Origin of the sequence: Kitasatospora sp. NPDC088160, assembly GCF_044741445.1 — a bacterium.
Taxonomy (GTDB): Bacteria; Actinomycetota; Actinomycetes; order Streptomycetales; family Streptomycetaceae; genus Kitasatospora.
In genome coordinates, this window is sequence record NZ_JBIUSS010000003.1 from 459,822 (window position 1) to 472,990 (window position 13,169).

At 73.0% G+C, this 13,169-nt stretch carries 11 protein-coding genes; 8 read left to right on the forward strand and 3 right to left on the reverse strand.

Annotated elements, in window-relative coordinates; translation table 11 throughout:
• Window positions 1–151: 151 nt before the first annotated feature.
• The 7 genes from ACIOGZ_RS06755 (at window position 152) to ACIOGZ_RS06785 (ending at window position 9,740) form a co-directional block, all read left to right on the forward strand.
• A complete protein-coding gene (locus ACIOGZ_RS06755) occupies window positions 152–1,039 on the forward strand; it encodes an SAM-dependent methyltransferase (protein WP_363617593.1) in 888 nt (295 codons plus the stop codon).
• Window positions 1,040–1,155: 116 nt separating this feature from the next.
• Window positions 1,156–1,914 carry a DeoR/GlpR family DNA-binding transcription regulator gene (locus ACIOGZ_RS06760; protein ID WP_363586604.1) on the forward strand — a complete coding sequence of 253 codons (759 nt, stop codon included), beginning with the start codon at window positions 1,156–1,158 and terminating at the stop codon, window positions 1,912–1,914.
• A 217-nt stretch (window positions 1,915–2,131) separates the two neighbouring features.
• On the forward strand, window positions 2,132–3,403 hold the full coding sequence (locus ACIOGZ_RS06765) for an extracellular solute-binding protein (RefSeq protein WP_363586605.1): 1,272 nt from the start codon (window positions 2,132–2,134) through the stop codon (window positions 3,401–3,403).
• Between the two features lie 43 nt (window positions 3,404–3,446).
• Window positions 3,447–4,376 (forward strand): sugar ABC transporter permease, encoded by a 930-nt coding sequence (locus ACIOGZ_RS06770; RefSeq protein WP_363586606.1) that lies wholly within the window; start codon window positions 3,447–3,449, stop codon window positions 4,374–4,376.
• Complete coding sequence (locus ACIOGZ_RS06775) at window positions 4,373–5,233, forward strand: carbohydrate ABC transporter permease (RefSeq protein ID WP_400985108.1); 861 nt, start codon at window positions 4,373–4,375, stop codon at window positions 5,231–5,233. The genes ACIOGZ_RS06770 and ACIOGZ_RS06775 overlap by 4 nt, the downstream gene beginning before the upstream one ends.
• A 146-nt stretch (window positions 5,234–5,379) precedes the next feature.
• On the forward strand, window positions 5,380–8,040 hold the full coding sequence (locus tag ACIOGZ_RS06780; protein ID WP_400985110.1) for a TIM-barrel domain-containing protein: 2,661 nt from the start codon (window positions 5,380–5,382) through the stop codon (window positions 8,038–8,040).
• A 116-nt stretch (window positions 8,041–8,156) separates the two neighbouring features.
• Window positions 8,157–9,740 carry a phytoene desaturase family protein gene (locus ACIOGZ_RS06785; RefSeq protein WP_400806127.1) on the forward strand — a complete coding sequence of 528 codons (1,584 nt, stop codon included), beginning with the start codon at window positions 8,157–8,159 and terminating at the stop codon, window positions 9,738–9,740.
• Window positions 9,741–9,768: 28 nt separating this feature from the next.
• Here the strand turns inward: ACIOGZ_RS06785 and ACIOGZ_RS06790 are convergent, their stop codons facing one another.
• Window positions 9,769–10,422: an SRPBCC family protein gene (locus ACIOGZ_RS06790; RefSeq protein WP_400806129.1), complete on the reverse strand. Its 654-nt coding sequence runs from the start codon at window positions 10,420–10,422 to the stop codon at window positions 9,769–9,771.
• A 358-nt stretch (window positions 10,423–10,780) separates the two neighbouring features.
• Here ACIOGZ_RS06790 and ACIOGZ_RS06795 point away from each other — a divergent pair, with 358 nt between their 5' ends.
• Window positions 10,781–12,259 carry an FAD/NAD(P)-binding protein gene (locus ACIOGZ_RS06795; RefSeq protein WP_400985112.1) on the forward strand — a complete coding sequence of 493 codons (1,479 nt, stop codon included), beginning with the start codon at window positions 10,781–10,783 and terminating at the stop codon, window positions 12,257–12,259.
• A 73-nt stretch (window positions 12,260–12,332) separates the two neighbouring features.
• Here the strand turns inward: ACIOGZ_RS06795 and ACIOGZ_RS06800 are convergent, their stop codons facing one another.
• Window positions 12,333–12,845, reverse strand: coding sequence for a GNAT family N-acetyltransferase (locus ACIOGZ_RS06800; protein ID WP_363586611.1), 513 nt, complete (start codon window positions 12,843–12,845; stop codon window positions 12,333–12,335).
• A 45-nt stretch (window positions 12,846–12,890) separates the two neighbouring features.
• Window positions 12,891–13,094 (reverse strand): MbtH family NRPS accessory protein, encoded by a 204-nt coding sequence (locus ACIOGZ_RS06805; protein ID WP_363586612.1) that lies wholly within the window; start codon window positions 13,092–13,094, stop codon window positions 12,891–12,893.
• Window positions 13,095–13,169 lie beyond the last annotated feature (75 nt).

The window sequence follows — 13,169 nt, forward strand, 5'->3', positions numbered from 1 at the left end:
GCCCGGCGGCGCCGTCCCGCGCTTCGCGCACCGGGCCCACGGCCGCCCGCGCCACCACCCACGACCGGTCCGCCGGGCAGGTCCTGTCCGGCCGATCCTGCCGGACAGGACCTGGTCGCGGCTTCCCGAAGTCCGAACACCAGGAGGGATCATGGCCACCGCCGCCCGCCCCCGTGCCGGCGTCGACGAGGGCGTCGGACCGACCGCCCTGATGGTCGCCGCCGCCCGCGCGATCGAGACCCACCGCCCCGACGCCCTCGCCCGGGACGCCCACGCCGAGCACTTCGTACGCGCCGCCCGGTCTTCCGCGCACTGGCCGGTGCACCCCCGGGACGTCCCGGGCGGCGAGGCCGATCCGCTCTGGGGGCGGCTCGGCCGCTACCTCGCCCTGCGGACGAGGGCGCTGGACGACCAGCTGCTGTGGTCCGCCCACCTGGGCGTCCGCCAGGTCGTCCTGCTCGGCGCCGGCCTGGACACCCGGGCCTTCCGGCTCGACTGGCCCGCCGACCTCGCCGTCTTCGAGGTCGACCGGCCCGAGGTCCTCGCCTTCAAGCAGCGCGTCCTCGACCGGGTCGACGCCCGGCCGGCGGCGCGCCGCGTACCGGTGGCCGCCGACCTGCGCGGCGACTGGGCCGACGCCCTCACCGCGGCCGGCTTCCAGCCCGCCGAGCCGACCGCCTGGCTCGCCGAGGGCCTGCTGCCCTACCTGCCCGCCGCCGCCGAACAGCGACTCGCGGCCGCCGTCGACCGACTCGGCGCCGCAGGAAGCACCTTGGCGTACGAGGCCAAGCTCGGACCGGAGTCCGCGGCGGTCCGCGACAACCCCGTCTACACGACCGCTCGCGAGCGGCTCGGGGTCGACCTGCTCGCCCTGTTCGACGCCGGGCCCCGCCCCGACACCACCGCCGATCTCACCGCGCGCGGCTGGTCCACCACCGTCCACACCCCGTTCGACTTCACCCGCCACTACGGCCGCGGCCCCCGGCCCGAACCCCACGACGCCTTCGCCGCCAACCGCTGGGTCTTCGCCACCCGGTGACGCCCCCGCTCCGGGCTGCCCCGGCCGGCTCCGGCCCGCCCGGTGTTCGGTTCTGCGCACAGGCCGCCGCCGCACGGGCCCGACGTGATCCAACGGACACGCCCTAGACTTCGGCCATGCTCAAAGCCGACCGTACCGCCCGGATCCTCACCCACATCACCGAGGCGGGCAGCGCCGATGTGCACGAGCTGGCCGGCCTCCTCCAGGTGTCACCGGCCACCGTCCGCCGGGACCTCCAGGAACTGCACGACCAGGGCCTGCTGCACCGCACCCGTGGCGGGGCGGTCACCGGTGCCGTCAACCTCGAACTGCCGCTGCGCCACAAGCACGGGACGCGGCAGGCGGAGAAGCGGCGGATCGCGCTGGCGGCCGACCGGCTGGTGCCGGACGGCGCCGTGGTGGGCCTGACGGGCGGCACGACGACGAGCGAGCTGGCCCGGGTGCTGGCCGAGCGCGGCGGGATCACCATCGTGACCAACGCGGTCAACATCGCGGCGGACCTCATCGTCCGGCCGGAGGTCCGCCTGGTGGTGGTCGGCGGCCTGGCCCGGACCACGAGTTACGAGCTGGTGGGGCCGGCCGCCGACCGGATGCTCGCCCAGTACCACCTGGACCTCGCGTTCATCGGGGTGGACGGCCTGACCGCGCAGGACGGCTGCACGACGCACGACGAGATGGAGGCCCAGACCGACCGCGCGTTCCTGCACGCCAGCGCGCGGTCGGTGGTCCTGGCGGACAGCACCAAGATCGGCCGGGTGACCTTCGCCAAGATCTGCCCGCTCGCCGAGGTGCACGACCTCGTCACCGACGACGAGGCCACCGCGGCGCAGGAGAAGGCGATCGCCGCCTGCGGGGTGCGGGTCGCGCGCGTCTGACCTGTTCACGCGGGGTGCCCGGCCGGGGAGAACCGGCCGGGCTCTCTGTCGCACCGTCAGTTGTCATGCAACGGTCCGATAACGACATCCGGGCGACACCTCGACCCCGCCGGTCCGCCTCGTGAATACTGCCCGACGCCACGCTCTTTCGAATCTGCTCAGAACCAGCGCTCTTCAAGCAACTAGGATCAAGCGGCGTACGAAGGCGGTAACTGCGGTGAACACACGTGTACGTACCCTCTGGGCGGTCTGTGCCGTCGGCGCGCTCGCCCTCACGGCGTGCGGCGGCAGCAGTGGCGGCGGGTCCTCCCCGAACGGCGCCGTGACGCTCAAACTCGTCGCCGCCGACTACGGCGAGAAGGAGTCCAACAGCTCCAAGGCCTACTGGAACGGCGTCGCCACCGCGTTCACCGCGGCCAACCCCGGCATCAGGGTCGACGTCCAGGTGATGAACTGGAACGACATCGACAAGCAGGTCAAGACGATGATCCAGAGCGGCAACGTCCCCGACGTCCTGCAGACCGGGGGCTACGCCGACAAGGTCGCCGACGACCTCCTCTACAAGGCCGAGGACGTCCTGTCCGCCGACACCCGGGCCGACCTGATCCCGAGCTTCGCCGAGGCCGGCCGGGTCGACGGCGTGCAGTACGGCATCCCGTTCGTCTCCTCCGCCCGCGCCCTCTTCTACAACAAGGCCGTCTTCCAGCAGGCCGGCATCACCCAGCCGCCCGCCACCTGGGACGAGGTGCGCAAGGACGCCGAACTGATCAAGGCCAAGGCGCCCGGGGTCACCCCGTACGCGCTGCCGCTCGGCCCGGAGGAGGCCCAGGGCGAGAGCATGATCTGGGAGCTCGGCAACGGCGGCGGCCCCACCGCCAAGGACGGCACGTACGCCATCGACAGCCAGGCCGACGTCGACACCTTCCGCTGGCTCAAGGCCAACCTCGTCGACCCCGGCCTGACCTACGCCAACCCGGCCACCACCGACCGCAAGACCGCCTTCGCCGACTTCGCCGCGGGCAAGGCCGCCATGGCCAACGGCCACCCCTCGCTGATCCAGATGGCCAAGGACGGCAAGGTCGACTACGGCGTCGCGCCCATCCCCGGCAGGACCGGCCCGCTCGCCTCCACCCTCGGCGTCGCGGACTGGACGATGGCCTTCAAGAAGAACGGCCACCGCGACCAGATCAGGAAGTTCCTCGACTTCGCGTACTCCAAGGACAACACGCTCGCCTTCGACGAGACCTACAACCTGATGCCGGTCACCCAGAGCACCCTGCGCGAGATGACCGCCAGCGGCAAGCACAAGGACCTCGAACCGTTCTTCGCCCTCCTGCCGAACGCCGTCTTCTACCCGCTCGGCAACACCACCTGGGACGCGGTCTCGGCCGAGCTCAAGAAGAGCATCGGCACCGCCGTCGCCGGGGACCCGGCCAAGGTGCTCGGCGACCTGCAGAAGAAGGCCCGGGACGCCGTCGCTAACAAGTAGGACACGCCCGCCCCGGCCCGCGCCCCGTCCGAAAGGCACCGCCGTGTCCCTCGACTCCCCCACCCCCCGAGCCCCCGGGCCCGGCCGGCCCGCCCGGACGGGCTCCGGCCCCGGTCGGCTCGGACCACTGCCGTGGATCGCCCCGGCCGTCCTGCTGATCCTGGCCGTCGTCCTGTGGCCCGTCTACGAGATGGTCCGCACCTCGTTCCTGCGCATCAGCACCAGCGGGTTCGTCCGCGGCTCCGCCGGGCTGGACAAGTACCGCAAGCTCCTCGGCGAGGCCGACCTCGGCCGGGTGCTGCTCTCGACGGTGGTCTGGACGGTGGCCGTCGTCGGCCTGACGATGGCGCTCTCGCTCGGCCTGGCCCAGCTGTTCAACCAGCGCTTCCCCGGGCGCAGGTTCGCCCGCTGGGCCCTGATCGCCCCCTGGGCGGCGTCCGTCCTGATGACCGCCATCGGCTTCCGGTGGATGCTCGACCGGACGGCCGGCGTGCTCAACACCGCGCTGACCGACCTCGGCCTGGTCGACGGCCCCCGGGACTGGCTCGGCGACCCGTCGACCGCCTGGCCCTGGATGGTCCTCGTCGCCGTCTTCGTCTCGCTGCCGTTCACCACCTACACCCTGCTCGCCGGCCTGCAGACCGTCCCCGGCGAGCTGTACGAGGCGGCCCGGGTGGACGGCGCCTCCCCCTGGCAGGCCTACCGGAGGATCACCCTGCCGCTGCTGCGCCCGGCCTTCCTGGTCGGCCTCGTGATCAACCTGATCAACGTCTTCAACTCCTTCCCCGTCATCTGGGGCATGACCCAGGGCGGCCCGGGCAGCGCCACGGCCACCAGCACGGTGTTCATGTACCAGCTGAAGAACACCGACATCGGCGAGTCCGCGGCCATGTCGGTGGTCAACTTCGCCCTGGTGGTGCTGATGGTGCTGGTCTTCCTCAAGGTCGGCCGCTGGAACGGGGAGGAGCGTTGACGGCCCGCCCGCCCGCGCACCGGCCACGCCCGCCCGCGCACCGGATCCGGCCGCGCGCCCTGGTCATGGCGGCGGCGGCCTGGCTGCTGGCGGCGGTCTTCCTGCTCCCGTACCTGGAGATGGCCGTCACCGCGCTGCGCCCCGCCGACGAACTGCGCGACGCGGGCTACCTGCCGCGCCACCCCGCCTGGTCCAACTTCGTCGACGTCTGGCGCGAGTCGACGCTCGGCGCCAATCTCAAGGTCACCCTGCTGGTCGCCGGGGGCTCCACCGTGCTCGCGCTGCTGGTCGCGCTGCCCGCCGCGTACTGCACCGCGCGGTTCAGGTACCGGGGCCGCAAGCTCTTCCTGCTGCTCGTCCTGGTCACCCAGATGTTCCAGCCGACCTCGCTGCTGGTGGGCCTCTACCGCGAGTTCTACCAGCTGGACATGCTCAACTCGGTCTGGACGCTGATCCTCTGCAACGCCGCCTTCAACCTGGCCTTCGCCGTCTGGATCCTCACCGCCTACATCGGCTCGATCCCGGTCGAGTTGGAGGAGGCCGCGCTGCTCGACGGCCTCGGCCGGCTCGGGGCGCTGCGCCGGGTGGTGCTGCCGCTGGCCATGCCCGGCGTGGTCACCGCGGTGATCTTCACCTTCATCTCCGCCTGGAACGAGTTCGTGATGGGCCTGACCCTGTCGACGGCCCCGGAGAGCCAGCCGCTGACCGTCGGCATCAACGGGTTCATCGGCAACTACACCGTGGAGTGGAACTACCTGTTCGCCGGATCGGTGGTCGCGATCGTGCCGGTCGTGGTGCTGTTCGCCGTCATCGAGCGCCACGTGGTCTCCGGGCTGACCGCCGGATCGGTCAAGTAGCCCCGGCCGTCCGGGGTGTCGGGAACGGTGACCCCGCCATTGACATGGACCGGCCACAACTGTGAATGTTGCTTGTATTCCCCCATGTTCAAGCAGCTTCGCGCAGTAAGTGAACATCTCTTGCTCATCCGACGGGAGAACACACCGTGCGCTTGGTACGACCTCGCCTCCGCCGGGCCGCCCTCACCGTGGCCCTCACCAGCATCGCCGCCGTGGCCGGGCCCGCCCTGCCGGCCCGCGCCGCCACCCCCGGCTCCGCCGTCCTCGACGGCGGCCACCAGAGCACCACCTGGCAGAGCCCCACGTACGCCAAGGGCACCCTCGGCGGCGCCGCCTCCTGCCCGTCCGCCGCCCAGGACCCGGACGGCACGGTCTGCGGCCGCTTCGACCTGACCGTCGACGCGCCCGCCGGCTACTGGGACGACAACCCCGAGGGCGGCGTCCCGCTCTCGATCCAGTGGCAGAACCCCACCGACGACTTCGACCTCTACGTCTACGACGCCAACGGCAAGGAGGTCGCCGAGAGCGCGGGCACCGCCAACCCCGAGGCGACCGTCATCCCGAAGGCCTCGGGCACGTACCACGTCCTGGTCGTCCCCTACGACGTGCACGGCGGCTCCTTCACCGGCCGCGCCTACCTGCCGCAGACCGCCGACGCGGGAGACCTCACCTCCTTCTCCGGCGGCCAGGGCAGCTACGACATCGCCGCCGGCACCCTCAAGGCCAAGGTCGACTTCCTCGCCGACGACCAGTTGCGGCTGCGCGCCGCCCCGGACGGCGTGCTCACCGACCCGGCCGGCAGCACGATCATCCGCAAGCAGCCCGAACTCCAGCGCGGCACCTCGTCGTTCGACGCCGGCGACTACTACGGCATCCGCTCCAAGGACCAGGTGCTGCGGGTCTACAAGCACCCCCTGAGGTTCGGCCTGTACAAGGCCGACAACCGCACCGCCGTCTGGCAGGAGGACGCCCCGCTACGCTGGTCCACCAGCGGGCTGCGGCAGAGCCTGGTCCGCGGCGCCGACGAGCAGTTCTTCGGCGGCGGCGAGCAGAACGGCTCCTTCTCCCACCGGGACAAGACCGTCCACGTCGCCAACAGCACCAACTGGAACGAGGGCGGCTACAACAACTCGCAGCCGTTCTACATCTCCACCGCCGGCTACGGCGTCTTCCGCAACACCTTCGCCCCGGGCAGCTACGACTTCGGCTCGCCCGTGCGCACCGGACAGCAGGAACGGCGCCTGGACGCCTACTACTTCACCGGTGACGTCAAGTCGGTGATCGGCAAGTACACCACCCTGGTCGGCAAGCCCTTCATGCCGCCCGTCTACGGCCTGGAGCCCGGCGACTCCGACTGCTACCTGCGCAACGCCAACCGCGGCGAACGCCACACCACCGACGCGCTCAAGGTCGCCGACGGCTACGTGCGGAACCAGATGCCGCTCGGCTGGATGCTCGTCAACGACGGCTACGGCTGCGGCTACGAGAACCTCGCCCAGACCGGCGAGGGCCTGCGCAAGGACCACGCCCAGCTCGGGCTCTGGACCCAGAACGGCCTGCCCGACCAGGCCGCCGAGGTCAAGGCCGGCGCCCTGGTGCGCAAGCTCGACGTCGCCTGGGTCGGCAACGGCTACGACTTCGCGCTGAACGCCTGCGACCAGGCCAAGGCCGGCATCGAGGACGGCAGCGACGCCCGCGGCTTCGTCTGGCTGCCCGTCTCCTGGGCCGGCGCCCAGCGCTGCGGCGTCCTGTGGAGCGGCGACCAGAGCCTGTCCTGGGACTACATCCGCTGGCAGATCCCCACCTACGCCGGCGCCACCATGTCCGGCATCGCCTACAACACCGGCGACGTCGGCTCCATCTACCGCCGCGACCCGAAGATGTACACCCGCGACCTCCAGTGGAAGTCCTTCCTCCCGGCCATCATGACCATGGACGGCTGGGCCAGGGACATGGCCGGCAAGGAGCAGCGCGACCAGCAGCCCTGGCTGGACGGCGAGCCCTACACCTCGATCAACCGCAAGTACCTCCAGCTGAAGGAGCGGCTGCTGCCGTACATGTACACGCTGTCGGCGGAGGCCACCAGGACGGGCGTCGGCGCGGTGCGTCCGCTCGCCCTGGAGTACCCGGACGACCCGGCGACCCTCGGCCCGAACGCCAGGTACGAGTTCCTGGCCGGGCCGGACTTCCTCGTCGCACCGGTCTACTCGGACACCTCGGTGCGCGACGGCATCTACCTGCCCAAGGGCACCTGGACCGACTACTGGACCGGGCGCACCTACCAGGGCCCCACCACGGTCAACGGCTACTCCGCGCCGCTGGACACCCTGCCGCTGTTCGTCAAGGGCGGCTCGATCGTGCCGATGTGGCCCGAGGGCACGCTGTCCTGGGAGAACCGGGACCGCACCCGGCTCGACTACGACCTCTACCCGCAGGGCGACTCCTCCTACACCCTGTACGAGGACGACGGCGTCACCCGCGGCTTCGCCGCCGGCGCCTCGGCCACCCAGCGGGTGGACGTCCGCGCCCACGGGCCGGTCACCGTGGTCAAGGTCGGTGCCAGCGTGGGGAGTTACACCGGCAAGCCGGCCGAGCGGGGGTACCGCTTCACCGTGCACGGCAAGCCCGCCCCGCGCCTGGTCGTCACGCAGGGCGGACCGCTGCCCCGGCTGGACTCCGCGGCGGCGCTCGACTCGGCCGCCTCGGGCTGGTACTACAACGCCGCGACCGGGGTCACCCAGGTCAGGACGCCCGCCGTCGCCACCGACCACGGCTTCTCCGTCGAACTGATCCACGGCGGCCGCTGACCGGCCGGACGCCGCAGGGCCCCCTCGCGAACCGCCGCGAGGGGGCGCTGCGGCGTTCCGGAGCCGCTGTGTCCGGGGCATTCCCCGGCCCGCCCCCGTCCCGTAGCGTGGCGGGGGTGAACGCGAACCCGTCCACCCCCGCCCGGTACGACGCCGTGATCGTCGGCGGCGGCCACAACGGGCTGGTGGCCGCCGCCTACCTCGCCCGGGCCGGACGCCGGGTCCTGCTGCTCGAACGGCTGCCCCGGGTCGGCGGGGCCGCCGTCTCCACCCGGGCGTTCCCCGGCGTGGACGCCCGGCTGTCGCGCTACTCCTACCTGGTCAGCCTGCTGCCGCGGAAGATCGTCCAGGAGCTGGGCCTGCGGCTCGACCTGCGGCGCCGCCGGATCGCCTCGTACACGCCCACCGTCCGGGACGGGAAGCCCACCGGCCTGCTGGTGGACGCCGCCGACCCCGGCCGGACCGGGGAGGCGTTCCGGGCGCTCACCGGAACCGACCGGGAGTGGGAGGCCTGGCAGCGCTTCTACGGCATGACCGGACAGGTCGCCCGACGGGTCTTCCCGACCCTCACCGAGCCGCTGCCCGCACGCGCCGAACTGCGCCGGCGGATCGCCGACGACGCCGCCTGGACCGCCCTGTTCGAACGGCCGCTGGGCGAGACGATCGAACGGACCTTCAGCGACGACCTGGTCCGCGGGATCGCCCTGACGGACGCACTGATCGGTACCTTCACCCACGCCCACGACCCCTCGCTCCGGCAGAACCGCTGCTTCCTCTACCACGTGATCGGCAACGGGACGGGCGACTGGGACGTCCCGGTCGGCGGCATGGGCGCGGTGACGGACGCGCTGGCCGAGGCGGCCCTGGCCGCCGGCGCGGAGATCCGTACCGGGTGCGAGGTCACCGCCATCGCCACCGACGGCCACGGCGACGCCGAGGTGACGTACCGCCACCGGGGCGGCGAGGCCACGGCGGCGGGCCGCCGGGTGCTGGTCAACGCCGCCCCGGCCACCCTGGCCCGCCTCCTCGGCGAGGAGCCCGGGCCCGCGCCCGAGGGCGCCCAGCTGAAGGTCAACCTGGTGCTGCGCCGGCTGCCGCGGCTCCGGGACACCGGCGCGGACCCCCGGGAGGCCTTCGCGGGCACCTTCCACATCGCCGAGGGCTACCGGCAGTTGGAGACCGCCTACGCCGAGGCGGCGGCCGGCCGGATGCCCTCCGCGCCCCCGTCGGAGATCTACTGCCACACCCTCACCGACCCCACCATCCTGGGCCCCGAAGCCGTCCGCCAGGGCCTCCAGACGCTGACCCTGTTCGGCCTGCACATGCCCGCACGGCTGTTCACCGACCCGGCCGCCAAGGAGCGCGCCCTGGCGGCCAGTCTGGCCCAACTGGACGAGGTGCTGGCCGAACCGATCGCCGACTGCCTCGCGCCGGACGCCACCGGCCGGCCCTGTGTGGAGGCCAGGACCCCGCTCGACCTGGAACGGGAGATCGGCCTGCCCGGCGGCCACATCTTCCACCGGGACCTCTCCTTCCCGTTCGCGACCGGGCCCGTGGACGGCCCCGCCGCCCGCTGGGGCGTGGCGACGGCCCACCCGAACGTCCTGCTGTGCGGCGCGGGCGCCGTCCGCGGCGGCGGAGTCAGCGGCATCCCCGGCCACAACGCCGCCCGGGCCGCCCTCGAAGCCCTGTCCGGTTAGGCCCGGTCGGCGTCGGCCCCGGCGCCGGTCAGCTCCGGTCGGCGTCGGCCCCGGCGATGGCCCCGGCGATGGCCTCGGCGGTGGTCTTCAGGTCGTGCAGCCACCCGTCGAGGCCCTGGCGCAGGATCGCGGTCGCGGTGGGAACGTCCGCGTCGACCTGGGGCCCGGTGTGGGTCTCCTCGGTGCTCACCCGGACGCCGCCCTCGACCTTGGTGAAGTTCCACACGTGGACGCCGTCGATGTGCAGCCCTTCGGCGACGGCGGGGCCCGTCCAGCGGATGCAGGACTCCCGCTTGAGCTGCTGGACGGTCGAGGTGATGTCCAGGCTGGTGGCGGTGGTCGCGGGGTTGGGCGGGAGGGGGGTCGTCCACCGGAACGCCGAACCCGGGCGCAGGCGGCCGTGGTCGAGGCGCTCCGCGCTCGCGACGGGGCCCTGCCAGGACGGCCAGCGCTCCACGTCGGTCTGGAGCTTCCAGATGGTGTGCAGCGGCGCGTGGACCACCGTCTCGGTCCGGTAGCGGACCTGGGCCCGGGGATCGACGCCCTGGCCGCGGCAGGTCAGGGAGGTGCCGGGGTGCGAGGTGGCGGCCCCGGCGGGCGCGGCCGCGGTGCCGAGGAGGCTGACGACGAGCGGGACGGCGAACAGGGCGGCGCGGACGCCGGTGCTGCGGGTGCCGGACATGGGATTCCCCTTGATCGAGTGTCAGTTGGTGGGCGGGCGTTGCCTGTCGGGCTGCGTGCGAGGCTGCGGCAGCCCCGCACGCGATAGATGCTTGCGCGTTCGTTAGAAGTTATAACGCGAATCCCCGTAAGAGGTCAACAGCTTTCGTGACACCCTCTAACCAGGGGCCGGGCGACGGGCGGCCGAGCGCCCCAAACTCTCCTTATGGGACGGAACGTGTCGAACCCGGGACCCTACGTGACCTTCGCCCTGCCCCAGGTCGACGCACCACCGCGCCACCGGGCCATAAGTCCTGCTTGGCGAGGGGCCTATGAACCGTCGTTGGACGCGGCGGCGCGATCGGCTCGATGTTGGCCGCATGACGTCTCCCGCTGCGTCCGACGCGGCCGCCGTGAACCAGAGCAGGACCCCGCACGAGATCGCCGTGGTGGGCGCAGGCGCCGCCGGCACCCTCACGGCGCTGCGCCTGCTCCACCACGCGGCCGCCGGGAGACCCGCACCGGCCCGGATCTGGCTCATCGACCCCGGGCCCGCAGGCCCGGGGCTGGCGTTCGGTACCGACGCGCCGCACCACCTGCTGAACGTCCCGGCCGGCCGAATGAGCGCCCACCGGGACGACCCCGGCCACTTCGTGCGCTGGCTCGGCGACCGCGGCGGCGAGCACGACTTCGTCCCCCGGCGCCTCTTCGGCCGCTACCTCGCCGAGAGCCTGGCAGCGGCTGCCTCCGGCCCCGGCACCCCCGACCTGGTCCGAGTGCCCGACCGCGTCGTCGCCCTCACCCACCGGCCCCGGGCGACCACCCCGCCGCTGCGCCTGTGGCTGCACGACGGGCCACCGCTCGACGTCGACGCGGCGGTGCTGGCCCTGGGCAACTTCGCACCCGGCCAAGCCTGGGCACCGCCGGCGCTGCGCGACTCCGGGCGGTTCCTGGCCGACCCCTGGGCACCCGGCGCCCTCGCGGCCGTCCCCGAGGACCGCGACGTCCTGCTCGTCGGCACCGGCCTGACCATGGTCGACATGGCGCTCAGCCTGCAACGCCCCGGACGCGTCGTCCACGCCCTGTCCCGGCACGGCCTGGTCCCCCGACCGCACGCCGCCACCCCGCTCACCACCCCGGCCGCACCGGCCGTCCCGCAGCTCGACGCCCGTGCGGGGCTGCCCGCGCTGCGCCGGGCGGTACTGTGCCAGATCGCCCGCTGCCGCCGCGTCCACGGCGACTGGCGGGCCGGGGTCGACAGCCTCCGCCCCCTCACCAGCGCCCTGTGGCAGCAGCTCTCACCCGCCGACCAGGCCCGGCTGCTGGCCCGGGACCTCCGGCTCTGGGAGACCCACCGCCACCGGATCCCGCCGGTCAGCGCCAGGGCCCTGCGCACCGCCGTCGACGCGGGCCTGGTCAGCATCGGCCGGGGCACCGTGGCCGACGCCAAGACCACCGCGGACGGCCCCGGCGAGGTCGGCGAGGTCATCGACGTCCGGCTGGACGACGGCCGCGCGCTGCGGGTGGGGGCGGTGCTGAACTGCACCGGCTCCGAGGCCGAACTCACCCGGGTCGACGACCCGCTGATCACCGACCTGCTCACCACCGGCCTCGGCTCCCCCGCCCCCGTCGGCGGCGGCTTCGACACCGCCGCCGACGGCCGGCTCCTCCCCGCGGGCGGCCGGGCTCCGGCGCCGCTGTGGACGCTGGGCTCGCTGCGGCGCGGCAACCTGCTGGAGACGACCGCCATCCCGGAGATCCGCTGCCAGGCCGACGACCTCGCCCTGCTGCTGGGCCGCAGCGCGGCGGGAACGCCGAGCGGGCCGGGAGCGCCGAACGGAGCGGTACCGGCCCGCTGAGCGGGCGTGCACGTCAGCGGCCCGCGGCGCGACCGGACGCGCCGCGGGCCGGGCCGCACCCGGCCGGGCCCGGTCAGGCCTGGCCGGTCGTCGAGAGCGCCACCACCTTCGTCACCGAGCCGTCGTCCCCGAGGACGTCGCGCAGGTGCCGGAAGCCCAGCCGTCGACACATCGCCAGGCTCGGGGCGTTCTCCGCACCCACCATGCCGTAGACCTCCTTGAGCCCCAACTCGTCGGCGGCGTAACGGATCAGTCCGCGGACCACCTCGGTGCCCAGGCCCCGGCCCCAGAACTCCGGGGCGAGGGCGGTGACCAGCTCGTGGCCGTCGACGTTCCCGGTCTTCTTCACCTCGGCGTGGCCCGCGTACCTCCCGTCCAGCCACAGGCCCCACACGTCGAAGATCCGCTGCGGGTACACGTCGGTCAGGATCGCGCGGAACAGCGCGCGGATCTGCGGCTCGGGCACCAGGTCCTGGCCCATCCAGCTGCACACGTCAGCGTTGCGGAGGAGGGAGACGAAGGCGTCCTCGTCCTCGGCCCGGTAGGGGATGAACTCCAGGTGTTCGGTGCGCAGCGAAGGGGTCACGGTCAGCTCCTCGGGGTTGTCGTGGGACGGAAGTGCTGCGACCGGTCAGGATCCGGCGCTCTCCATGCGCTCGCGCAGGCTCCGCGGCCGCATGTCGGTCCACACCTCGTCGACGTAGGCGGTGCACTCCGCCTCGGTGCCCTCCTGGCCGACGGGCTGCCAGCCGGCGGGCACGTCGAGGTCGACCGGCCAGAGGGAGTACTGCTCCTCGTCGTTGCGCAGCACCTGGTAGCGGGTGTTCTCGTCCATGTCGTGCTCCTTCGTCGTTGTCGGGTTTCCAGCGGTGGTCTTGCGGTGGTGGTCTTGCGGCAGTGGTCTTGCGCG

What these genes read in the sequence shown, in the direction of transcription:
- ACIOGZ_RS06755 (WP_363617593.1), top strand. Translation starts at nt 152, where the DNA reads ATGGCCACCGCCGCCCGCCCCCGTGCCGGCGTCGACGAGGGCGTCGGA.
- ACIOGZ_RS06760 (WP_363586604.1), top strand. Translation starts at nt 1,156, where the DNA reads ATGCTCAAAGCCGACCGTACCGCCCGGATCCTCACCCACATCACCGAG.
- ACIOGZ_RS06790 (WP_400806129.1), bottom strand. Translation starts at nt 10,422, where the DNA reads ATGTCCGGCACCCGCAGCACCGGCGTCCGCGCCGCCCTGTTCGCCGTC.
- ACIOGZ_RS06795 (WP_400985112.1), top strand. Translation starts at nt 10,781, where the DNA reads ATGACGTCTCCCGCTGCGTCCGACGCGGCCGCCGTGAACCAGAGCAGG.
- ACIOGZ_RS06805 (WP_363586612.1), bottom strand. Translation starts at nt 13,094, where the DNA reads ATGGACGAGAACACCCGCTACCAGGTGCTGCGCAACGACGAGGAGCAG.